General features: G+C 72.4%; 20 protein-coding genes. 11 read left to right on the top strand and 9 right to left on the bottom strand.

Annotated elements, in window-relative coordinates; genetic code table 11:
* Positions 1-28 precede the first annotated feature (28 nt).
* Entirely contained in the window at positions 29-1276 is a 1248-nt protein-coding gene (locus tag ACN26Z_RS19105; protein WP_421462628.1) for a YncE family protein, read from the top strand.
* Positions 1277-1346: 70 nt separating this feature from the next.
* Here the strand turns inward: ACN26Z_RS19105 and ACN26Z_RS19100 are convergent, their stop codons facing one another.
* The 3 genes from ACN26Z_RS19100 to ACN26Z_RS19090 all read right to left on the bottom strand — a co-directional run bounded on the left by ACN26Z_RS19100 (position 1347) and on the right by ACN26Z_RS19090 (position 5638).
* A complete protein-coding gene (locus ACN26Z_RS19100) occupies positions 1347-2804 on the bottom strand; it encodes a hypothetical protein (protein ID WP_421462627.1) in 1458 nt (485 codons plus the stop codon).
* On the bottom strand, positions 2801-4648 hold the full coding sequence (locus ACN26Z_RS19095; protein WP_282238119.1) for a dynamin family protein: 1848 nt from the start codon (positions 4646-4648) through the stop codon (positions 2801-2803). Before ACN26Z_RS19095 ends, ACN26Z_RS19100 begins: the two co-directional genes overlap by 4 nt.
* 96 nt (positions 4649-4744) lie before the next feature.
* A complete protein-coding gene (locus tag ACN26Z_RS19090; protein WP_421462626.1) occupies positions 4745-5638 on the bottom strand; it encodes an IniB N-terminal domain-containing protein in 894 nt (297 codons plus the stop codon).
* Positions 5639-5935: 297 nt separating this feature from the next.
* Between ACN26Z_RS19090 and ACN26Z_RS19085 the strand changes: the two genes are divergently transcribed.
* The 3 genes from ACN26Z_RS19085 to ACN26Z_RS19075 are packed head-to-tail and all read left to right on the top strand — an operon-like array spanning position 5936 to position 10225.
* Complete coding sequence (locus ACN26Z_RS19085) at positions 5936-7228, top strand: Hsp70 family protein (protein ID WP_421462625.1); 1293 nt, start codon at positions 5936-5938, stop codon at positions 7226-7228.
* A 5-nt stretch (positions 7229-7233) separates the two neighbouring features.
* Positions 7234-9753, top strand: a complete 2520-nt coding sequence (locus ACN26Z_RS19080) for a LuxR C-terminal-related transcriptional regulator (protein ID WP_421462624.1) — start codon at positions 7234-7236, stop codon at positions 9751-9753.
* Positions 9754-9802: 49 nt separating this feature from the next.
* Entirely contained in the window at positions 9803-10225 is a 423-nt protein-coding gene (locus ACN26Z_RS19075; RefSeq protein WP_282238123.1) for a roadblock/LC7 domain-containing protein, read from the top strand.
* Between the two features lie 10 nt (positions 10226-10235).
* On the opposite strand, the gene ACN26Z_RS19070 is transcribed toward ACN26Z_RS19075, so the two are convergent.
* Complete coding sequence (locus ACN26Z_RS19070) at positions 10236-10640, bottom strand: DUF2267 domain-containing protein (protein ID WP_282238124.1); 405 nt, start codon at positions 10638-10640, stop codon at positions 10236-10238.
* A 165-nt stretch (positions 10641-10805) separates the two neighbouring features.
* Between ACN26Z_RS19070 and ACN26Z_RS19065 the strand changes: the two genes are divergently transcribed.
* Together ACN26Z_RS19065 and ACN26Z_RS19060 are read left to right on the top strand one after the other, a co-directional pair.
* Entirely contained in the window at positions 10806-11675 is an 870-nt protein-coding gene (locus tag ACN26Z_RS19065; protein ID WP_421462623.1) for an AraC family transcriptional regulator, read from the top strand.
* A 120-nt stretch (positions 11676-11795) separates the two neighbouring features.
* Positions 11796-13853: an alpha-glucuronidase gene (locus ACN26Z_RS19060; RefSeq protein WP_421462622.1), complete on the top strand. Its 2058-nt coding sequence runs from the start codon at positions 11796-11798 to the stop codon at positions 13851-13853.
* A gap of 49 nt (positions 13854-13902) precedes the next feature.
* On the opposite strand, the gene ACN26Z_RS19055 is transcribed toward ACN26Z_RS19060, so the two are convergent.
* Positions 13903-14553, bottom strand: a complete 651-nt coding sequence (locus tag ACN26Z_RS19055) for a class I SAM-dependent methyltransferase (protein ID WP_421462621.1) — start codon at positions 14551-14553, stop codon at positions 13903-13905.
* A gap of 141 nt (positions 14554-14694) precedes the next feature.
* Between ACN26Z_RS19055 and ACN26Z_RS19050 the strand changes: the two genes are divergently transcribed.
* On the top strand, positions 14695-15579 hold the full coding sequence (locus ACN26Z_RS19050; protein ID WP_421464679.1) for an AraC family transcriptional regulator: 885 nt from the start codon (positions 14695-14697) through the stop codon (positions 15577-15579).
* Between the two features lie 73 nt (positions 15580-15652).
* Positions 15653-16249: a TIGR03086 family metal-binding protein gene (locus ACN26Z_RS19045; protein WP_421462620.1), complete on the top strand. Its 597-nt coding sequence runs from the start codon at positions 15653-15655 to the stop codon at positions 16247-16249.
* Between the two features lie 65 nt (positions 16250-16314).
* Here the strand turns inward: ACN26Z_RS19045 and ACN26Z_RS19040 are convergent, their stop codons facing one another.
* Positions 16315-16773 carry a GNAT family N-acetyltransferase gene (locus tag ACN26Z_RS19040; protein ID WP_396885367.1) on the bottom strand — a complete coding sequence of 153 codons (459 nt, stop codon included), beginning with the start codon at positions 16771-16773 and terminating at the stop codon, positions 16315-16317.
* A 96-nt stretch (positions 16774-16869) separates the two neighbouring features.
* On the opposite strand from ACN26Z_RS19040, the gene ACN26Z_RS19035 reads away from it, so the two are divergent.
* Positions 16870-17352, top strand: coding sequence for a GNAT family N-acetyltransferase (locus ACN26Z_RS19035; protein WP_282238130.1), 483 nt, complete (start codon positions 16870-16872; stop codon positions 17350-17352).
* A 46-nt stretch (positions 17353-17398) separates the two neighbouring features.
* Here the strand turns inward: ACN26Z_RS19035 and ACN26Z_RS19030 are convergent, their stop codons facing one another.
* From ACN26Z_RS19030 to ACN26Z_RS19020, 3 genes are all read right to left on the bottom strand, one after another.
* Entirely contained in the window at positions 17399-18517 is a 1119-nt protein-coding gene (locus ACN26Z_RS19030; protein ID WP_421462619.1) for a phytase, read from the bottom strand.
* 2 nt (positions 18518-18519) lie between these two features.
* Positions 18520-18756: a hypothetical protein gene (locus ACN26Z_RS19025; RefSeq protein WP_421462618.1), complete on the bottom strand. Its 237-nt coding sequence runs from the start codon at positions 18754-18756 to the stop codon at positions 18520-18522.
* Between the two features lie 101 nt (positions 18757-18857).
* Positions 18858-19619 carry an SDR family NAD(P)-dependent oxidoreductase gene (locus ACN26Z_RS19020; protein ID WP_282238131.1) on the bottom strand — a complete coding sequence of 254 codons (762 nt, stop codon included), beginning with the start codon at positions 19617-19619 and terminating at the stop codon, positions 18858-18860.
* 77 nt (positions 19620-19696) lie between these two features.
* Here ACN26Z_RS19020 and ACN26Z_RS19015 point away from each other — a divergent pair, with 77 nt between their 5' ends.
* Both ACN26Z_RS19015 and ACN26Z_RS19010 read left to right on the top strand, forming a co-directional pair.
* A complete protein-coding gene (locus ACN26Z_RS19015; protein WP_282238132.1) occupies positions 19697-20146 on the top strand; it encodes a MarR family winged helix-turn-helix transcriptional regulator in 450 nt (149 codons plus the stop codon).
* 89 nt (positions 20147-20235) lie between these two features.
* Positions 20236-21027 (top strand): aminoglycoside N(3)-acetyltransferase, encoded by a 792-nt coding sequence (locus ACN26Z_RS19010; protein WP_282238133.1) that lies wholly within the window; start codon positions 20236-20238, stop codon positions 21025-21027.
* The last annotated feature ends 24 nt before the right edge of the window (positions 21028-21051 follow it).

The raw sequence follows: 21051 nt of genomic DNA, 5'->3' as shown, positions 1-21051 counted from the left end.
CGGGACGGCCCGCCGGTGTCACCGGGTCATGATGGCGAACACGACGTTCTCGCGGCGTACCCTGCTGACCGCCCTGGCCGGGGCCGGCGCCGCCACCCTGGTCGGCTGCGAGCCGACCCCGGCCGCCGCCGACCCGCTACCGGACCCACTGCTCGTCACCCTCGACGGCGGCCTGACCGTGCTGCGTGGCACCGACCGGCAGCGGATCGGCGCCGGAGTGGCCACCGCCGACGGGCGGCTGGTGTGGACGGCCGCCGCCAACGGCGCCGACACCGACCTGTGGCGCGTCGACGCCGGCCGGGGCGACGCTTCCGAGCGGGTACGGCTGCCGGGCCGTTGGGTGCCGCAGACCGTCTCCACCGACGGCGCCCGGCTGGCGCTGACCACCGAACGCCTCAGCGCCACCGGGGACCGGCCCGCCGGACGTGCCGAGACGCCTGTGTTGATCGCCGACGCCGCTGGGGTGCGGCAACGGCTGCGGCTGCCGGGCAACGTGGTGCCGGAGGCGTTCACCCACGACCTGGCCGGGCTGTTCGTGCTGGAGTGGCTGCCGCCGGCCGCGCCGGACCGCTACCGGGTACGCCTGGTCGACCTCGCCACCGTGGTCACCGGGCCGCTGCTCACCCGGGCCAAGACACCGGTGCCGGAGGGCGCGGAGGAGGAGATGCGTGGTGACGGACGGCAGGCGGTGCTGGCCCCGAACCGCGCCGTGCTCTACACGCTCTACACCCACCAGCCCGACCATCAGCACACCCGGGACCGGATCAGCGGCCGGCCGGGCAGCGACGTGCACGCCTTCGTGCACACGCTGCACCTGGAACAGCGGTGGGCGTACTGCGTGGATCTGCCGCACCCGTTCGGGGAGGGACCCGCCGACGGCCACACCATGGCCATCGCGCCGGACGGCGGCCGGCTCTACGTCGCCGACGTCGGCTCCGGCGCCGTCGCGGAGATCTCCACCGAGGAGCTGACCGTACGCCGCGTCGCCACCCTCGGCGCTGGCAGTGGTCCGGCGTTCGCGGCGGCCTCCACCGAGCGGCTGTTCCTCGGTGCCGGCACCGCCGTACGGGCCGTGGAACTGGCCGGTCTCGCCGTCACCGCCGAGCGGGCCACCGCCGACCCGGTCACCGGCGTCCTGCTCAGCCCGGACGACACTCGCCTCTACCTGGGCCAGCGGGCAGCGGTGTGCTGGCAGGATCCGGTGACCGGCGCGGAACTCGGCCGCGCCGCCGTGCCCGGTCTGGTGGGCCTGCACGCTCCCGCGCGGCCCGCCTGACCCGACATCGTCGATCCCCGACGCGGCCGGTCGTCGCCGAGGCCCGCCGCAGGCGGCAAGGGAATTCCAGCTAGCGGGCGTGGGCGGCGGCCAGGTCGGCGAGCAGACCCTCGCAGCTGCGGGCCACCACCTGCGCGCCCCGCCGCTGTGGCAGCGCGATTCCGGGATCCTCGGCATGCTCGCGCCACCGCCAGCGTGCCTCGGCGGCGGTCTCCCACAGCCACGCCAGTGTCGCGTCGGGCGCGATGCCCAGCCGGGCGGCCGGTTCGTCGCCGTCCCCGCCGACCAGCCGCCGCGCCTCGGCGGCCAGCTCGGCGTCGAACCCGAGCCGGCCGTCCCGCAGCGCGGCCAGCAGCCGGGATTCGGCGAACTCGTGCGCACCGGCGAGCAGCTGCTCCAGCGCGGCGAGCAGGTCGCCGGTGGCCGGACCCGGTTCGTCCCGCAGCAGCGCCTCCACCGCCGTCAGCGCCGACCGCGCCTTGAGCACGTGCCGGCGGTCGACGAAGAGGCGGTTGAGCGACTCGCGCAGCTCACCGAGCCCGCTGCGACGGACCAGCTCGGCGGCCAGCGCCACCCGGTTGTCGCAGCCGGTGCGGACGAGAGTGGCCGCCAGGCGGATCCCGACCACGCCGAGCCGCTCCAGCAGCGCGTTACGGGTGGCCGCGTCCAACCCGGCCGGTGGCTCGCCGCGGGCGAACCGCTCGGCGGAGAGGAGGTACGGCTCAAGCTCGGCGCGCGGCACCCGGGCCAGGGCCGCCAGCGCGGTGAACTCGGTCTCGCCGAGCACCCGGCCGGCCAGGCCGAGCAGCCCGCTGCACGGCACCACCGTCACGCAGAGCGAGTCCACGTGCGGGTCCCGTAGCGCCCGTCGGGCGAGCTGACGGGCGCCGAGCAGCGCGTCGACCCGACCACCACCGGATTCGTCCACCCGGGACAGCACCATGATCGTGTGGACGGGTGCGGCCTGCCCGACCACGCCCTCCCGGGTCGCCCCCAGGATCCGCAGGTCGGCTCCCCGGGCGTCGCGGGTCAGGTACAGCAGCGCGTCGGCCTCCCGCAGCACCCGCGCCAGCACCGGATCCGTTGCCTGCACGTCGGCTGCGCCGATCGCAGGTGTGTCCAGCAACGTCACCTGCCGCAGCGAGCGTGCCGGCCACCGCACCACGATGTCGCGCAGTTCCCCGGCGCGCCAACCGGTGAGGTCGACCCGCATCCCGGTGCCGGAGCGCAGCACCGTCAGCCGCTGCGGGGGGTGACTGGTGGAGTACCCGGTGGCGTCCGGCTGCGGCCCGTCCTCGTACCAGGTGAAGGCGCTCCCGTCGACCGGGGCCACCTCCTCGCCCATCAGGGAGTTGAGCAGGGTCGACTTGCCGCTGCGCCACCCGCCGACGACGGCGACCCGCAGCGGCTGGTCGTAGCGGGCCAACTGGTGCCGCAGCAGCTCGGTGGCCCGGGGGTTGTCGCGGTAGCCGTGCAGCGCCCGGTGCAGCAGGTCCCGGACCCCCGCGTCCAGTCGCCCGCCGTTCATGCCAGCGGCGCCAGCGGCGCCGGGCGGGCGGCGGTCACCTGCTGCGCCTGCTCATACAGCTCGGCCAGCCGGATCATCCGTTGCTGGATCTCCCGCTGGCGTCGCTCGCGTGCCGCCGCGTCGGTGTCGGCCGCCTCCTTGGCGCTGCGCAGCGACTCGATGATGGCGGTCTGCAACTCGTCGGTCAGGGCGGCGAAGTGATCCCGCAGTACCCGCTGCGCCCGGCGGGCCGCGTCCCGGCTGTCCTTGCTGACCTGGATGAAGAAGTCGTCGACGTGCCGCTGTACCGCCGCCTTGACCGTCGCCTGCCGACGGCGCAGCAACTGTTTGCCCTCGTCGCGGATGCTCTTGCCGCCGAACAGGGCACCGGCGCCGATCGAGATCGGGTTGATCATCGGCATGCCGGCCAGGGTCAGAGCCAGGCCGAACATCAGCAGCCCACCGTAGGAGCCCTTCATGCCGGTGAACATCTTCTGGCCGACGGTGAACCGGTCGACATTGGGACGTTCCAGCTCCGGCACGGGTGCGCCGTACTCCGCCGAGGCGGTCAGCGGCCACGGTGGCAGCGACCCGTGGCCGTACCGGGCGAACGACTCGGCGACCCGCCGGGCGATCCAGTCGCACCGCTGCACCAGCCACCGCCGGTTCGCCGCAGCCGCCTCGACGAGGCTCTCCTCCAGCCACTGCGCCACGGCGTCCCATGCCACAAGGGGGTCGGCGGTCTCGAACGCCTCGTCGACCATCCGTAGGATCTGCCGGGTACGGTCGCGCAGGTCGTGCTCGATGTCGGAGATCAGATCGGCCATCTCGTCGGTCAACGTGTTCTGCCAGCGGGTGGCGCACCGCCGCAGCTCGTCGACCTCCCGTTGCGCCGCGTGCAGCCGGGCCATCGGCGCGGACTCCTCGGCCGAGCGCTGGTCGGTCAGTTCGGCCCGTAGCGGGGCGGCGAGCTGCTCCACCACGGTGCGCGCGGTCAGCACCACGGCGGCCCGGGCCAGGGTGTCGGGCTTGGCGGCCAGGTGTCGCCGGAGCAGGGCGATCAGCGCCGGGAAGCCGGACTCCGCGTTGAGCGCGTGGTCGCCGGTGGCGGCAGCGTGCAGGCGCAGCGCGGCGGACACCGGGACCAAGGGGGCCGGTACCCCGGCGTCGGCCAGGTGCCGCCGGTTGCGGTCGGCCACGGCCCGCCAGTCCGGCACCAGGTCCGTTTTGGTCTGTACCACTGCCACGTTGGAGTGCGACCGGGTGAGGTGCAGCAACATGTTCAGCTCGTTGACCGCCAGGTCCCGGGTGGAGTCGGTGACCAGCAGCACGGTGTCCGCGCGGGCCAGGGCGGCGACCGGCGCGCCGGCGCCCACGGCGGCGAGATCACCGCCGCCCGGCATGTCGACAAGCACCACGCCGGCACCGAGCAGCGCTCGGGGCAGGCCGATCTCGATGTACGCGGGGCCGCCGCCGGGCAGCCGGCCGGTGCTGCCACCGACCCCGGCGGCGATCTGGTCGGTCGGCACCGGCGTCCGTTGCACGGCCGGCGGGTCGGCGGCCGGCGGCGTTCCCGGTCTCGTCAGTGGTGTCTGCACCACCGTCGCAGAGGCGACCTCGGCGTGCCGCAGCACCGTCGGCAGCACTGTGGTGGTTCCGTCGCCGACCGGGCAGACCGGTGCGTTGAGGATCGCGTTGACCAGTTGACTCTTGCCCTGGTTCGGCTCGCCGACCACCAGCACGGTCAACGTCGGATCGAGCAGGTGGGCGCGCTTGAGGCGGACCGCCTGAAGCAGATCACCCCGACCATGTTCCTGGCACGTGCGGGCGATGTCGTCGAGCGCGTCGAGCCAGATTCCCGCCATCACCGCACCAAGTGTGCTGAATTCGGCTCAATTATCAAGTGCGAGAAGTGGGCGGGGCCGGCACCGGATGGTGTCGACCCCGCCCGCTGGCGGGTGTCAGAGCAGACCGTCGGTGAGGCCCAGCACCCCGCCGGTCGAGGTGGAGGCCTCGCCGTGGGTTGCCGTGTCCCCGCTCACCGAACCACTGACCCCGCCGTCCAACAACCCCTTCGTGCCGCCGGTGACGGTCCCGGTGACGCCGCCCAACAGGCCATCGACCTGCCCGGTCACACCGCCCACAGTGGAGTCGAGGTCCAGCGACGGCACCACGCCGCCGGTGTCGCCGGTCAGGCCGAGCCCGCCCAGGGTGTCACCGACACCAAGCGAACCGACCAGATCGCCGACCTGACTGGTGGTGCCGGGAAGCAGACCGGACGTGGTGTCCAGCAGTCCGGAACTGGTCCCGTTCACCGCGGACACCGGGTCACCCACCGCGCCGGTGACGTCACCGAGCGCCGGCTCGGTGGTGCGGTCGAGTGGGGCCACCACGTCCGCGTCGAGGGTGTCGGCCACATCGTTCACGCCGGACAGATCCACGCCCACGCCGGTGGGGGTCACGCCGACGCCGACTCCCGGGAAGACGGTCGCCCCCGCGGTCACCGTCGACGGGTCGACGGCGATCGTGCCGAGCACGCCGGCCTTGACGTCCACCCCGGAGTGGGAGCTGCCGACGCTGATCTGCTGCGCCACGCTCTGCAACTGGCTGATCGCGTCGGTGGCGTCACCGACAAGCGGGTCGAGGCCGAGTTGCCCGGTCACCGGGGCGACCGGGGCGAGCCCCTGCACCGGGGCGTAGTCCACCACCAGCGGCACCACGTCCTGGACGTCGGCGGCCGTGATGTCACCGAGGCCGGCGGCCCGCAGCGCGCCCTCCGGGTCGAGGTCGAACGCCGACCGGGCGTCCGCGTCGGTCAGCAGGTTGAGCACGAAGTCGTGCAGGGTCTGGTCCATGTTGGGGGTTCTCTCCTCGGCGAAACGTCAACGACCGGTGATCGCCGATGACGCTACGGGCGGTGCCCGGGTCCGGGCATCGGGGACGATCCCGCAATCCGACCCGTCCGATTAGGGGCATCCGGGCTCTCGTACGTTAGGGGGAGTGGGGGACCGGCGCCCGCCGAAGTTGGGGCTCCTGATGCCGGAGTGATCTCTGGTACGAACGTAGGAGCCCACGGGGTCCCCCGGGGCGGCCCGCAACGGTGGGCCTGTCCGGCCCACCCCCACGGCCGACGCGGTCAAGGAAGAAAGCAGATGGCCTACGTGCTCGGGATCGACATCGGCAACACCAGCACCGTCGCCGCGGTCGCCCGGCACCGCGACGGGCACTGGGGTCACCCCGAGCCGGTCGCCCTGCACCCCGGACCGGGCCCGTTGCCGTCGACGCTGCTGCTGTCCACCGACGGCACATTCACCCTCGGTGAGGGTGACGAATCGGAGCGTACCGCCCGGGGGGTGCTGAGCCGGGTCGGCGACGACGTGCCGCTGCTGCTCGCCGGTGAGCGGTACCGGCCGGAGACCCTCGTCGCGTTGCTCGCCGCGCACGTGGTCGATCAGGTCCACGGCGCCCGGGGCGCGCCGGCCGAGATGATCGTGCTCAGTCATCCCGCGTCCTGGGGACGGTACCGCTGCGACCTGCTGCACAACGCGTTGTGGGACTACGGCCTGGGTGCGGTGACGCTGCTACCCCGCACGGTCACCGTGGCGGAGGGACACGCCGCCCGGGGCTTCGCCGGTGGGGTCGCCGCCGTGTACGCGCTGGGTGGCGGTACCTTCGAGACCGCACTGGTCCGGCGCAACGCCCGGGACCGGTACGAGACCGTCGGCGTCCCCGCGACACTCACCCGGCTCGGCGGCGCCGACTTCGACGAGGCGCTGGCCGCGCACGTACGATCCGTGCTCGCCCGGGATCTGGCCGCCGCCGGCCCCGGTGCCCGTACCGCTCTGCGTCAGCTGCCCGTCGAGTGTGAACGGGCCAAACGGGAGCTGACCGTCGGGTCGCAGACCGACGTGGCGTTGTCGCTGCCGACCGGGCCCGTCCGGGTGCCGGTGACCAGGCTGGAGTTCGAGGAGCTGATCCGGCCGGCGGTTCAGGCCACTGTGGAACTGCTGTCGCAGGCCGTCCGCGCCGCCGACCTGGCACCCGCGCAGCTCGATGGCGTGTTGCTGGCCGGCGGCGCCAGTCGGGTACCGCTGGTCGCCGAGCTGCTCGCCACGGCCGGCTTTCCGGTCGAGACCGCGCCCGATCCGCAGAACACGGCGGCGGCCGGTGCCGCCGCCGCCGGCACCCGGATCCTGTCCCCACGTCCGCTGCCGGCCGGCCCGCCGCCACCGGCCGGTCCACCCGCGACCGTCGGCACCCCCGCCGCCCTCGCGACCGCGTCCGTCGGATCGATGGCGCGCACCGTCGGTCCACCCGTGGGCCCGGCCGACGACCTGACCCCCCGCGAGGAGCCACCGCCCCGCCCGCCGATCCGCTACCCACCCCTCGACCTGCCGAAGCGATCTCGCCGAAAGCTGGCCCGCAACCGGGGACACGAAGGATGACCGCCATGATGACGAGCGCCGTGGCGGACAGCCCGCTGGTCCTCGACGCCGAACCCACCGACCTGCTCGACGCCATCACCGCGGACCCGGCCGCGCCGCTCGCTCTCGGGGTGACCGGACCGGGCGGCCACGGCCGCACCACCTACCTTCAGGAACTGGCCGGTCGGTACGCCCGGGCCGGCGTCACCGTCCATACCGAGGTGCCGGCCACCGACGACGCGTACGTCCCCGACGCGGTGCTGTTGATCGACGATGCGCACCTGCTCGACGAGGCCCGGCTGGGTACGCTGCGGCGGCTGGTGTCCGACCGCCGGCACCGCATCGCGATCAGCTACCGACCGTGGCCCCGGCCGGCAGCGCTGGTCGAGCTGATCGACACGCTGCGTCGGGAGGGCCGCCAACTGCTGCTCACCCCGTTCACCCGGGCGCGCACCGCCGCGTACCTCGCCGCCGTGCCCCGCCTCGGCCGCCGCCCGGACCTGGTCGACTTCGTGCACAGCCAGACCGGCGGGGTGCCTCGGCACGTGGGATGGCTTGTCGACGGGCTGCGCGAGCAGGAGACGGCCACCGGCGTTCCGACCGAACCGCCTCGCCAGGTGGTCCTGCACCTCGGTCCCGACCTGGACCACCTCTCCTCCGACGTGCGACGGCTGCTGATCGCGTTGGCCGCCGGCGTTCCGCTGCCGGCCGAGGCGCTGCGCCCACTGCTGAACCGCGAACCGGCGGAGATCGACGACCTCGTCGCCGAAGCCCGCGCCGCCGGGCTGCTCGGCGCCGACGGCCGACCCACCCCGCTGGTCCGGCGGGCGGTGACGGCGCTGAGCCCGGCCGCCGACCGTACCGCCGTCTGGCATCTGCTCAGCGAACTCGCGCTCAGCCGTGGCGCACCGGTGTTGCCGCTGGTGCGCTCGCTGCTGGCGGCCGGTGTCGCCGGTGACTGCCCGGCCGCCACCCTGGAGGCGGCGGCGGAGGAGGCCCTCGGTGGCGAACCGGCGCTGGCGGCGCACCTGTTCGCCGCGGCGGGCGCCGCCGGCCGCCCCACCGGCGTCCGGCAAGCGGTCGCCGCCGCCCTCGCCGGTGACCTCGACCTCGCGCTGCGACTGGCCGACCGGCTGCTCACCACCGCGCCGCCGGACCAGCGGGCGGAGGCTGCTCTCGTCGCCGCCACCGCACTGGCCCATCGCGGACAGACCGACCGCAGCGTGGAGCTGTACCGCTGGTCCGGTGGGGTCAGCGCGTACGCTTTCGCCACGGTCGGCGCGCTCGCCACCGCCCGTTCCACCGACCATCCCGAGCCTGTCCCGGACAGCCCGCCGACGTTGCAGGCCGGTGCCGCCCGGCTGATGGCCGACGGGGTACGCGAAAGTGTCCACGGCACCCCGTCGGCGGCCCTGTCCACTCTCGTGCAGGCGGCGGCCCTGCTCGAACCCGACGGGCGGGCGGTGCTGCTGCCGGACAGCCCCGCCGCGCTGGCGGCGCTGACCGCCGTGCACTGTGGTGAGCTGGACATCGCCGAGCGGGTCCTCGACCGCGCTCTGGCCAGCGGCATCGGCGGGCCGCTGCTGACCGGCCGACACCGGCTGTTGCGGGCCTGGATCCTGATGGCGCGGGGGCGGATCGCCGCCGCCGGTGAACAACTCGCCGAGGCGACCGCCGGTGCCGGGCTGGAGTCCCGCGACCTGCTCTTCGCCGCCGGGCTGACCATGGGCATCGCCCGGCGCGCGAGCGACCTCGGCGCGTTGCAGCGTGGCTGGGTGCCGGCGCTGGAGGCGGTGGTCCGCCATCCGGTCGACCTGTTCACGCTGCTGCCGCTGGGCGAGCTGGCCATCGCCGGTGCCCGCCTGGGTGACCTGGGTCGCCTCCAGCCCTACCTGCGGGCCGCCCACGAGTTGCTCGGCCGCCTGGCCGATCCGCCGCTGTGGCGTACGCCGCTGCACTGGAGCGGGCTGCATGCGGCGATCCTCACCGACGACCCGGTCGCCGCCGACGAGCACGTCAGCGCGCTGCTCGCCGCCGCCGGCCACAGCCGGTACGCCGGCGTGGTGGCCGCCGCGGCCGAATGCTGGCTGGAGGTGCTGCGCGGCACCGTCGATCCGGTCCGGGTGGAGGCCGCCGCTCGGGGCCTGCACGACACCGGCCTGTGCTGGGACGGTGCCCGGCTGGCCGGGCAGGCCGCCATCCGCACCGCCGACCGGCGGGCGATGACGGCGTTGCTCGACTGCGCACGGGCGCTGCAGGGCCGGTCCGCCGCCGAGGACCGCAAGCCGGCGGCCGGCACCGTCTCGCCCCGGCTCAGCGACCGGGAGCGGGAAGTGGCCGAACTTGTCGTCGCCGGTCTCACCTATCGGGAGATCGGGGATCGGTTGTTCATCTCCGCCAAGACTGTGGAGCACCACGTGGCCCGGATGCGATCGCGGCTCAACTGCGCCAACCGCACCGACCTGTTGGCCCTGCTTCGAACCATTTTGGCTGACCCGTCGTACACCACGAACGGACAGCCGTGGCCCCGACGGGCCACGAACTGAGCCTCGGACCGGCCCTCATCCGCCGGCTCCGCCAACGAGAGGATCTGCCATGACTACTGCGGTGGCCACCGCCGACAACCTCGGCCGCGCGCTCGACAACATCGTCGACCGTGTGCCGGGTGCCCAGTTCGCGGTGGTGCTCTCCCCGGACGGCCTCCTGCTGGGCGCCTCGCGGGGCATCGACGACGAACTCGCCAGCCAACTGTCCAGCATGGTCTGCGGTCTTCAGGCGCTGGGCCTGGCCGCCGCACGGGTCTGCGGGGACGGCGAACTGCACCAGGTGGTGGTGCAGATGTCCCGGGCGTTCCTGTTCCACGCCACCACCGGCAACGGCGCCGTCCTCGCCGTCGGGATCGACGGCGACGCGGAGGTCGGCGACATGGCGTACGAGGTGGCCATGTTCGTCGCCCAGGCCGGCGACAACCTGCCGGTGTACCTGGAGCCGGTGGTGGAACGCGTCGCGCTCCGGTGACGTCCGGCGGTCAGCCCCGGTCGCGGTGTGCGTCGTACTGCGGGGCCGGGTTCGCCACCTGCCAGAACTCCGCGGGCAGGAACGCGATGACATCGTCGTACTGACCGGCTTCCACGGCCTCGCGGATGGTGTCGAGGACCGCGCGGATGCCGGCGGTCGCCAGGTCGGGGTCGACGTCCGCCCGCCCACCGACCCGCTGCACGAACACGTCGAGGCCGAAGCGTTCGGCGTCCTCATGCGGGCCGAACGCGTACGCCCGCAGCCCCTCCGGCAGGTGGCCGGCGAGATCGCGCGCCTCGCCGCCGTCGATCCGCTCCGCCAGCGTGGTCAGCGTGGCTCGGGCGATGGCGGTCGCCTGCTCGGCCGAGGTCCCGGTGCGCTCCGCCACGGAGTCGATGAACTGCTCGTCGTCCACCTCGCCGTACCCCTTTCGCCGCGGATCCGGCGTCTACCCGCCCACGGACGTGCCAAACGAACGCGTCCGGTGCAGCCGTCGGCTCCCGGATGATCGGATCGGGCCAGGACGATCGGGCGCGACGCGGGGCGCGCCGGCCAGCCTTGACGGCGGAAAGGAGGACTCATGATCTCGACACTCAACCGGCTCGTCGACCTCGTCGAGGAGCACCTCACCGAGGAATTCGACGTCACCGGGGCAGCCCGGGCACTCGGCACGACCGAGTACCACCTGCGCCGGATGTTCTCGTCGCTGGCCGGCATGCCGCTGTCGGAGTACGTGCGCCGACGGCGCATGACCGTTGCCGCCGCCGATGTCGTCCGCGGCGAGGACGACCTGCTCCGCATCGCGGTGCGGTACGGGTACGGCTCCACGGAGGCGTTCGGCCGGGCGTTCCGGGCCGTCCACGGCGTCGGCCCCGGTGAGGTACGCCGCGACGGAGGCCCTCTGCGTAGCCAACCACAGCTCAGGTTCCGCCTGACCGTCGAAGGGAGCGTCCCCGTGGACACCCGCATCGTCGACCGACCCGCGTTCCGGCTCATCGGACACGCCACCCGGGTTCCGCTCATCCACCACGGCGTCAACCCGCACATCCAGCGGCACGTCGCCGCGCTGCCGGCCGAGGAGCACCAGCGGCTCAAGGAACTCGGCGACACCGAGCCCGGTGGTCTGCTCCAGGTCACCGACGACGTCGATCCCGACGCCGTCGAGGGCACCGAGCTGACCTACCTGCACGGGGTCGCCGTCGGCCGCGACACCCCGGTCCCCGACGACCTCGACCGCATCGAGGCGCCGGCCGGGACGTGGGCGGTCTTCCGCACCGCCGGACCGTACCCGCAGCAACTGCAACAGACCTGGGCCGCGACCGCGTCCGAATGGTTCCCGTCGAACCCTTGGCGGCTGCGTCCGGGCCCGTCGATCGTCGCGATCCTCGATCGTGCGGCCGATTTCAGCACCGCCACCTGTGAGCTGTGGCTGCCCGTCGAACCAGGCTGACGGGTACGGCGTCAGCGTCCTGGTAGAAGCCGGTGGGCACGCTCGTGCGGCGGGCCCACCGGTGACCGGAACTTCCGGAAGTATCTTGACGTGTTTGGTGGGATCGTTACGATCTGCGCAATGACCGCCCCCGCCCCGACCGACGTCCACCCCGCCTGGTTGCCGCCCGAGGCTTTCCGCGCCATCGGCTCCCGGCACTGTCTCGTAGTCGGTGCCGCAGGGCTCATCGACACGGTCGTCGCCGAGGTCGAGCGGGCCTGCGCCGAGCACGGCGGCAGCGTCCGGCGGAAGGCGGAGGGGCCGCCGCCGAGCCTGGTGCTCGCCCTGGTCCCGGCCGTCGGCGACGGTGGACCCGCCGAGCTCGACGCCGCCCTGGCCGACCTGGAAACGGCAGCCGGTGGGCCGCTCGGCGCGGAAGGCTACGCCCTGGGCCGCCACGGCGAGGTCACGGTGCTGCTCGCCGACCAGCCGGCCGGGCTGCTCTATGGGCTGTTCCACCTGATCCGCCTCGGTGAAACGGCATTCGGCGCACCGTACGCGGCCCAGCCGTACCGTCCCGCGATGCGCCGTCGCATGCTCGACCACTGGGACAACGTCGACGTGCACCCGGTGATGGGGCAGGTGGAACGCGGCTACGCCGGCGGCTCGATCTTCTGGCAGGCCGGCCAGCCCCGGCGGGACCGCGGGCGGGTGCGGGCGTACGCGCGCCTGCTGGCCGCCGTGGGGATCAACGCGGTGACGGTGAACAACGTAAACGTCCACGCCACCGAGGCGCGGCTGCTCACCGAGCGGCTCGACGACGTCGCCGAACTCGCCGACGAGTTTCGCCCGTACGGCATCCGGGTGCACCTGTCGGTCACCTTCGCCGCGCCGGTCGTCCTCGCCGGCCTGCCCACCGCGGATCCCCTCGACGACGCGGTGCGGGCCTGGTGGGCGGAGACCACCCGGGCGGTGTACGCCCGCATCCCCGACTTCGGCGGCTATGTGGTCAAGGCCGACTCGGAGGGCCAACCGGGCCCGTTCAGCTACGGCCGTGACCACGCCGACGGGGCGAACCTGCTCGCCGACGCGTTGGCTCCGCACGGCGGCGTGGTGCATTGGCGGGCCTTCGTCTACAACCACCGGCAGGACTGGCGCGACCGCACCACCGACCGGGCCCGGGCGGCGTTCGACCACTTCGCCCCGCTCGACGGCCGCTTTCGGGACAACGTCATCGTGCAGGTCAAGCACGGCCCGATGGATTTCCAGACCCGGGAACCCGTCTCCCCGGTGATCACCGCGATGCCCGGCACCCGGATGGCGGTGGAGTTCCAGGTGACGCAGGAGTACACCGGCCAGCAGCGGCACGTGTGCTATCTGGCTCCCTGGTGGAGCGAGGTGCTGCGGTTCGGCTGGGGCGACGACGGAGACACCGTCGCCGGTGTGGCCGCCGGCGGTGGCGGCCTGGTCGCCGTCTCCAACGTGGGCGACGACCCGTTCTGGACCGGGCATCCGCTGGCCCAGGCCAATCTGTACGCGTTCGGCCGGCTGGCCTGGGATCCGCGGCTGCGACCGGCGGAGCTGCTCGACGAGTGGATCGAGCTGACGTTCCACCCGGACACCAGCGCCGACCCGGACCTGCTCCGCCGCACCCTGCACGAGATCATGGACGACTCGTGGCGCACCTACGAGCGCTACACGGCCCCGCTGGGCGTGGGATTCATGGTGCGGCCGGGCCTGCACTACGGCCCCGATGTCGACGGCTACGAGTACAGCCGGTGGGGCACGTACCATTTCGCCGACCGCGACGGCGTGGGCGTGGACCGTACCCGGGCCACCGGCACCGGCTTCACCGGCCAGTACCCGCGGCCCTGGTCCCGGGTGTACGAATCCCCGGAGACCTGCCCCGACGAGGTGCTGCTCTTCTTCCACCACGTGCCGTACGAGCATGTGCTGCACAGCGGTCGCACCGTCATCCAGCACATCTACGACACCCACTTCGACGGGGTGGCCGAGGTGGAGGCGGCCTGCCTGCGGTGGAAGTCGCTGGTCGGCCTGGTGGACGCGGCGGTGCACGCCCGAGTGACCGAGCGCCTCGACGAGCAGTTGCGCTGCGCGCGGGAGTGGCGTGACCAGATCAACGCCTACTTCCACCGCAAGTCCGGCGTTCCCGACGCGCACGGCCGGCCCCTGCACTGAGCCGGGCCTCGGCGACGCCGAACTGCGGCGACGGCCGGTGTCGTTGGCCTCAGGGTGCCTCGGCGCGGTAGCAGGCGAAGCGGCCGAACCACGCCTTACCCCTGCCGTTGCTCGCGACGCCGGTCAGGCCGGCGTCGCCCAGCGCGGCCAGCACCCGCTCGGGGAGGCTGGCGGCCACCCGGGCGATGCGGTGCGCCTTTCCGCCACGTCGGCCCGACGGTGTGCCGTCGATGTCGAGCAGGTGCAGTTCACCGCCGCGCCGCAGCACCCGCCTGACCTCCCGCAGCGCCCGGGCGCGTTCCTCGTCGTCCAGGTGGTGCAGCATGAACGCGGACAGCACCCGGTCGACGCTGTCGTCGGGCAGCGGCAGCGCGCCGGCGAACGCCTGCTCGTACCGGATCGGCAGCCCGTGCCGGGCGGCCTTGCGGCGGGCACGGCGTAGCGCGGCCGGGTCCGGGTCGATGCCCAGCGCGTCGATGTCCGGTACCCGACGCCCGAGCGCGGTCAGCAGGTTGCCGGTACCACAGCCGATCTCCAGGATCCGCTGACCGGACCGGAGGTTCGCCCGGTCCATCAGCTGCCCGTGGATACGCCCGACCCCGGCGAGACGGGAGAACGGATCGTAGAGCGGAAGCAGCCAGTGCTTGCCCATGCCGGGCAGGTACTGCTGCGCGTCGGTGCGGTGGGACTGTCCGGTCATGTGACGCTCCGATATCAGATGAAGTTCGGTCGTACTCTCAGCGTCATGGAGCACGACACCGTGGACAATGGCGCAACTGTGGACCGGATGCGACGAATTTTGGTTCCAGCCCCCAGTGCCGTCGGGGTGACCGGGCAGGGCGTGCCGGTCATCGGGTTCGGTCGGGTGCCCGGCCTCGCCCCTATCGCCGTGGCCCGTGTCCCACAGGGCACGCCGATTCCGGGCCCGGCCGCCAGCGGTGCCCACACCCACGACTTCCTGGTGCTCTTCTACGCGCACCGCGCCGACGGCAGGCTGGTGATCGACAGCCGCAGGTGGACGGTGACCGACGGGGACCTGTTCGTCATCGCGCCAGGGCAGGTCGTTTCCCTCCTCGACCCGATCGAGACGACGGTCACCGACGGATGGACGGTGTGGTTCCCGACCGACGTGGTGCGGCCCGGAAGGTCGGGGGCCTACTCGTCGTGGCGGTCAAACCCCTTGCTCCTCCCGTTCGCCCACGGCACAGACCGGGCACAGCGGCTGCGCATCCCACCGTCCGACCGGGCGGGCTGGGTCGAGCGCTTCGCCGCACTGGACACCGAGCTGCGCGCCCGGCGTGACGGGCACCAGGAGGCCGCCCTCGCCCACCTGACCCTGCTGCTGGTGGCCGCGGCCCGGTTGCCGACCGGCGTCGCCGACCAACTGCGCTCGGCGGACGAGCCGATGCTCGCGGCCGTCTTCGACGTCATCGAGCGGCGCTACCAGGAACCCATCTCGCTCGCCGATGTCGCCGCCGAACTGGCGCTCACCGCCGGACATCTCACCACCGTGGTACGCCGTAAGACCGGCCGGACCGTCCAGCAGTGGATCGCGCAGCGCCGCATGCAACAGGCCCGCGTGCTGCTCACCGACACCAACCTGACCGTGGCCACGATCAGCCGCCGGAGCGGCTACCCCGACGTCAGCTACTTCATCAAACGCTTCCGCGCGGAACACGGGGTGACTCCGATCCAGTGGCGCGCCGCCGCCCCCGGCACCCAGTGACCGACCGTCGTCACGGAATGTCTGTCGGTCCCGGAGCGTAGCGTGCGGAGGTGTTCGCGACGAAGGAGCAGAGATGATCGACAGTAACGGCAGCCCGGATCTCGAGCCCGCGGCCCGCGCGCTGAAGGCGCTGCTGCGCGGGTTTACCGACGACCAGCTTGCCAATCCCACTCCGTGCGAGGGTTGGACGGTCGGCGACCTGCTCGACCATCTCATGGGGCTGACGCTCGCGTTCCGGACGGCCGCCGAGAAGGGGCCGGATCCCGCGCCGAACGGTCCGGGTGACCCCTCCGTCGACAGGCTCGACCCCCAGTGGCGCGGCCGACTGCCGGTGCAGCTCGACGAGTTGGTTGCCGCCTGGCGCGAGCCGGCCGCCGGGACGGGCGAGACCGCGGTCGGCGGGGTGCGGCTGCCGGCCGACATCATGGGCGTCGTCGCGCTGGACGAACTGGTCGTCCACGGATGGGATCTCGCCATCGCGACCGGGCAGCCGTACGACATCGATGACCAGACCCTCGACACGGTCCATCGCCTGGTGTCCCAACAGGCCAGCAGCGACGGCACCCCCGGCCTGTTCGGGCCGTCGATCACCCAGCCCGCCGACGCTCCGCTGCTCGACCGGGTTCTCGGGCTCACCGGCCGCAGCCGGAACTGGAGGCCGCTCACCTGATCTGTTCGGCGAGCGCGACCATGATGCCCGCCGGGCCGCGCAGGTAGCAGAGCCGGTAGCTGTCCTCAGCGGCCGCACCGGTCCAGGCGCGTCCAGGGCCAGTCGGTGGCGATCCAGTTGGCGACGGCGGTGGCGAGCGGCTCGTCGAGGTCCGCCCGGTCGGCCCGCACCCAGGACTGGACGGTGACGTCGTACTCCTCAGAGGCCGACGGGTAAAGGTAGACGCAGCCGATTACGTCGCTGTCGACCGGGTCGAGGACGGTGAAGGTGAACCCGGTGCCCCTGGTGAAGTCGTCAGCGTGACGGCGCAGATCGGAGAGGTTCTTCTCCAGCGACATGCCGCTGACAGGTGGCCAGTTGCCGTCCGGGTATCCAGGCGTGGTGCGGATGTGCTCGATGCTCGACATCCAGGCGGCGTGATCCGCCACGTTGTGCTGCGGGCCCAGCGGTTCGAGGCGGAACCGGTCGGTGATCAGCGATGTCGGCGGGGTGAAGCCGGCTGGTACGAAAGCGTCCGAGGTCATGGGCCGGGACGCTACTGCTCTTGCCGGTCTGCCCGCACCCGCGTTTACTCATGACACCGCTGCGGCGGTGACAACGATGTGGGAGGCGAACAGCCGATGGGCCCGTCTGATGCCCCGTCGCTGGGCTCGGCAGCATCTCGTCGTGCTGGTGCCGAGGATGCGCGGGCAGTCGCCGACCTGCTCATCGCTGCCCGCCGTGCCGCGGTCGGCGCGATTCCCGCGGCCGTGCATTCGGAGGCGGAGATCCGGGAGTGGGTCAGGGGCGTCGTCATCGCTGAACGGGAAGTGTGGCTGACGGAGGATGGTCACCAACTGCCGTTGGCCGTGCTGGTGCTGGACGGCCACTGGATCGACCAGCTCTATGTCGATCCCGCCTGGACCGGTCGTGGGTTGGGCTCTCAACTGATCGAGCTTGCCAAGTCCCGTCGGCCGGAGGGCCTTCAGCTGTGGACGTTCGCGACCAACACCGGCGCGCAGCGGTTCTACCGTCGGCACGGCTTCGTTCCGGTTGAGGCGACCGACGGGTCGCGTAACGAGGAGAAGGCACCGGACATCCGCTTTGCCTGGCTGCCGTCGTAGCTTCTACGAAAGCTGCCGCGAGCGGGTCGCTCCGACGTCGTGGGTGTCAACGCAGGCGAGGGTCGTTTCCGGCCCGGGTGTCCACGGTCAGCGACAGTGCCCGCGCGACGTCGCCCCAGGGAACGTACGAGAAGTTGGTGGCGTCGCGCTCGTCGTCCACGTCGGGTCCGGTCTCGGGCTCGTCGTGGGTGACGAGCAGACCCTGCCGGTACGTGCCGACGGGGCGGTTGGTCACGGCCAGGCCGTCGGAGCCGTTGATGTCGTCGGCGCCACCGACGCCGGTGACCCGGAAGCTTCCCACCGCCCGGTTCGTGCCTCGGCGCTGGTAGACCGCGAACGAGTCGTCGCCCTGGCTGGACACGATGACATACCCGGTGGAGCCACGCCCGTAGTAGATGTCGACGCCTTCGGCATCCGCCACGAGTAGGTTCCCGCCATAGCCCTGCGCATTCGGGTCGATCGGGCGGCACTCCTCGGTCTCGCTGTCGTAGACATCGTGGATGCCGAAGTCGATGACCCGGTCGATGAGCGTGGGTCGGCTCCGTGGCCCGAGCGGCAGTTGCAGCCGCCACAGGCCGACGTCCTCCTGTGCGGCGTAGAGCACACCCGATGCCTGGTCCACCGCGACGCCTTCGAGCTGTGGCAGTACGCCTGGCTCCTCGCAGGGCACCCAGGTCGTGCCGTCCGGCAGCCGGAAGTGGCTCGGCATCGCCCGTCGCCGGATGTCCGTGTAACCGAGCTTGCCACCGATGGCCGCGATGCGGACGGTGGCGATGGTCGTCGTGCCCTCCTGGGTGACGACGGCGTACGTCTCGCCGGGGCGTGGCTGCCAGACGGCGAGGCCGTAGGCGGTCTGCTCCTGCTCGACCGCCTCCCGGTCGGGGTTGAACAGGAAGCTCTGGTCCGCTGCGGTGACCTCCGTCAGCGGGGTACGTGCCGCCGCGCCCGCCGGGTGGATGGCGAAGAACCGGAGTTGGTCGTTGTAGCGGTCCGAGACGACGGCGACGTCGATCCGGCGACCGGCCAGGCGGAGGCCGTAGGCGATGTCGACGTTGTTGTAGCGGCCCGGGACAGCGTCGCTCCGTGGTGCCTTCGTGGCGGGCAACGACTGGAGTTCACGGGAGCCCATGTCGTAGACGCGGAGGCCGCCCTCCTTTGCGGTCACGATCACCACGGATTTCGCGAGTCCGCCGGATGGACCCAGATCGCCGGATCGTCACCGGAGGCGTTCCCACCCGCCTCGTCGTCGTACAACACGGGGGTTTCGTTGTTGGTGGTCACGACCGGCGGCTGGGCGGTGCCGGCGGTCGGCGGCCGGGCGGTGGCGGCGGTCACCTGCACCGGGGCGAGCAGCGCGGCGGCGACGACGCCTACCGTCACCGCTGCGCTCAATGTGTGCGTCATGTGCCGAACCCTTCGGCACGGAGATTGCCGCCGATCCGACCGGCGGGTTGCGGGAAGTGGAAATCATTGACACGTACAGACATCGGTGGTTCGTGCCGGCGTCACCCGCGGACGAGTTCCCGACCACCGGCCAGCGACACCGTCTGGCCGTTGACGTGACCGTTCGCCGCCGAGGCCAGGTAGGTGACGGCGGTGGCGACGTCCTCGGGGGTGCAGATGCGGCCGGTTGGGGTCTTCGCCGACTCGGTGGCGACCGCTTCCGGCCCCAGGAACGGAGCGGTCAGTGCCTTGTCGGTGAGGGTGAAGCCGGGGCGCACGATGTTCGTCAGAATGCCGTGGCGGGCTTCCCGGACGGCGAGCACCCGCGCGGCGGTCTCCAGCGCGCCCTTTGCCGTGGCGTAGGCGAGTGGCCCCGCCATGGGCTGCGCGACGATGTCGGTCGACACGACGACGACGCGTCCCCAGCCGGTGGCGCGCATGGCTGGCAGCGCTGCATCGATCAGTGCCAGCGGACCGACGGTGTTGACGGCCAGCGACGTGGTGAGCCCACCGATCTCGTCGGTGTCGAAGGAGGGCCACTGCACGGCGTTGGCGATCAGGGCGGAGACCGGTCCGAGTCGTTCGGCGATCTCCTCGATGATGCCGGGCATGGCGGTCAGAGAGTGGTGATCCAGGTGGATGGCGCAGGCCCGGCCGCCGGCTCGCGTGATCGCCTCGACCACGTCGAGGGCGCTGTTGTGGTTGGTGTACCAGGACACGGCGACGGAGGCGCCATCGGCCGCCAGGCGCAGGGCGGTGGCACGGCCGATGGCCCCGGAGGCCCCGGTGACGAGGGCGACCTTGTTCGACAAACCGGTTTCCATGACAACTCCATAGTCGGCTATATGTTAGTCGACTATGGATCAGTTGGCACCGGCCCGTCAACTCGTACACTGCCCGGGTGGAACTGACGGATGTCCTGGCCACCAACAAAGCGCTGGTCAAGGTGGCCAAGCTGTACCGCAGCGCGCAGGCCGACGTACTCGACGCGCTCGCCCTGCACCCGGGGCAGGACGTGCTGCTGTGGCTGCTCGGTCAGGAGCCCGACGGTATGACGATCTCCGAGATCGCCGCCCGGCTCGGCGTGGAACAGCCCACGGTGACCCGCAGTCTCAGTCGCCTGGATCAGGGTGGTTGGTTCGTCAGGGAGCCCGTACCGGGTGATCGGCGTGCCACCCGGATCCGGTTGACCCACAAGGGTCGCGCCGTCATCCCGAAGATCGAGGCGGCCTGGCGCACGCTCGCCGAGACCGCCACCGCCGGCATGGCGACCGACCAACGGGTCGCGTTCGTCGAACTGCTCGAAAAGGTACGCGGGAACCTCCGCACCCTCACCGCCGAAACCGAGTGAGCGCAACGCTCGTCCGGATGATCACGATGGGCGGCGTACCGAGGTTCGCGCAGACCGCCGCCAGGTAGGATGCGTCGATCGACGCCGATATGCCGTACACGCGCAGCACGCTCGCCAAGGACCTGGTGGCGCTCGGGGTGCGGCGCGGCTCGGTGCTGCTGGTGCACTCGTCGCTCAGCGCGGTCGGATGGGTCTGCGGCGGCCCGGTCGCGGTGGTCCAGGCGCTGCTCGACGCGCTGGGCCCGGACGGCACGCTGGTGGTGCCGACGCACACCCCGGACAACACCGACCCCGCTGGCTGGCGGCACCCACCCGTGCCGGATTCCTGGTGGCCGGTGATCCGCGCGAACATGCCCGGGTTCGACCCGGTGCTGACGCCGAGCCGGTGGATGGGCGTGGTCGCGGAGACGGTACGTACCTGGCCGGGCGCGCGACGTAGCGACCACCCGCAGGTGTCGTTCGCGGCCGTCGGCCCGGCGGCCGAGACGGTGGTGACCGGGCACCAACTCGACGAGATGCTGGGGGAGCACTCGCCCCTGGGTGCCGTCTACCGGCTGGACGGTGACGTCCTGCTGCTGGGCGCGGGACACGACAGCAACACCTCGCTGCACCTGGCCGAGTACCGGTTGCCGGACCCGCCGCGCAGGTGGGAGGGGTCGGCCGTGCGCAGCGATGACGGCCGGACCTGGACCCGTTGGCCGGACGTTGACACCGACGAGAGTGACTTCGACCAGGTCGGCGACGCTTTCGAGGGCACCCGCGGCGTACGGATCGGGCGGGTGGGCGCGGCCGAGTGCCGGCTGATGCGCCAGCGCGCGCTCGTCGACTTCGCCGTCGACTGGCTCGGCACCAATCGGACGCCCCGCGATGCACCCCGCTGAGCGGAAATGTCGATCCCGGCCAGC

This window comes from Verrucosispora sp. WMMD703, assembly GCF_049178935.1.
In the GTDB taxonomy this organism is placed as follows: domain Bacteria; phylum Actinomycetota; class Actinomycetes; order Mycobacteriales; family Micromonosporaceae; genus Micromonospora; species Micromonospora sediminimaris.
This window is presented reverse-complemented; position numbering and strand designations above follow the sequence as displayed.

Bases quoted from the DNA above. Each gene is read 5' to 3' on its own strand.
- ACN26Z_RS19105 (WP_421462628.1), top strand. From the start codon at position 29: ATGATGGCGAACACGACGTTCTCGCGGCGTACCCTGCTGACCGCCCTG.
- ACN26Z_RS19100 (WP_421462627.1), bottom strand. From the start codon at position 2,804: ATGAACGGCGGGCGACTGGACGCGGGGGTCCGGGACCTGCTGCACCGG.
- ACN26Z_RS19095 (WP_282238119.1), bottom strand. From the start codon at position 4,648: ATGGCGGGAATCTGGCTCGACGCGCTCGACGACATCGCCCGCACGTGC.
- ACN26Z_RS19090 (WP_421462626.1), bottom strand. From the start codon at position 5,638: ATGGACCAGACCCTGCACGACTTCGTGCTCAACCTGCTGACCGACGCG.
- ACN26Z_RS19085 (WP_421462625.1), top strand. From the start codon at position 5,936: ATGGCCTACGTGCTCGGGATCGACATCGGCAACACCAGCACCGTCGCC.
- ACN26Z_RS19080 (WP_421462624.1), top strand. From the start codon at position 7,234: ATGATGACGAGCGCCGTGGCGGACAGCCCGCTGGTCCTCGACGCCGAA.
- ACN26Z_RS19075 (WP_282238123.1), top strand. From the start codon at position 9,803: ATGACTACTGCGGTGGCCACCGCCGACAACCTCGGCCGCGCGCTCGAC.
- ACN26Z_RS19065 (WP_421462623.1), top strand. From the start codon at position 10,806: ATGATCTCGACACTCAACCGGCTCGTCGACCTCGTCGAGGAGCACCTC.
- ACN26Z_RS19060 (WP_421462622.1), top strand. From the start codon at position 11,796: ATGACCGCCCCCGCCCCGACCGACGTCCACCCCGCCTGGTTGCCGCCC.
- ACN26Z_RS19055 (WP_421462621.1), bottom strand. From the start codon at position 14,553: ATGACCGGACAGTCCCACCGCACCGACGCGCAGCAGTACCTGCCCGGC.
- ACN26Z_RS19045 (WP_421462620.1), top strand. From the start codon at position 15,653: ATGATCGACAGTAACGGCAGCCCGGATCTCGAGCCCGCGGCCCGCGCG.
- ACN26Z_RS19040 (WP_396885367.1), bottom strand. From the start codon at position 16,773: ATGACCTCGGACGCTTTCGTACCAGCCGGCTTCACCCCGCCGACATCG.
- ACN26Z_RS19035 (WP_282238130.1), top strand. From the start codon at position 16,870: ATGGGCCCGTCTGATGCCCCGTCGCTGGGCTCGGCAGCATCTCGTCGT.
- ACN26Z_RS19025 (WP_421462618.1), bottom strand. From the start codon at position 18,756: ATGACGCACACATTGAGCGCAGCGGTGACGGTAGGCGTCGTCGCCGCC.
- ACN26Z_RS19020 (WP_282238131.1), bottom strand. From the start codon at position 19,619: ATGGAAACCGGTTTGTCGAACAAGGTCGCCCTCGTCACCGGGGCCTCC.
- ACN26Z_RS19010 (WP_282238133.1), top strand. From the start codon at position 20,236: ATGCCGTACACGCGCAGCACGCTCGCCAAGGACCTGGTGGCGCTCGGG.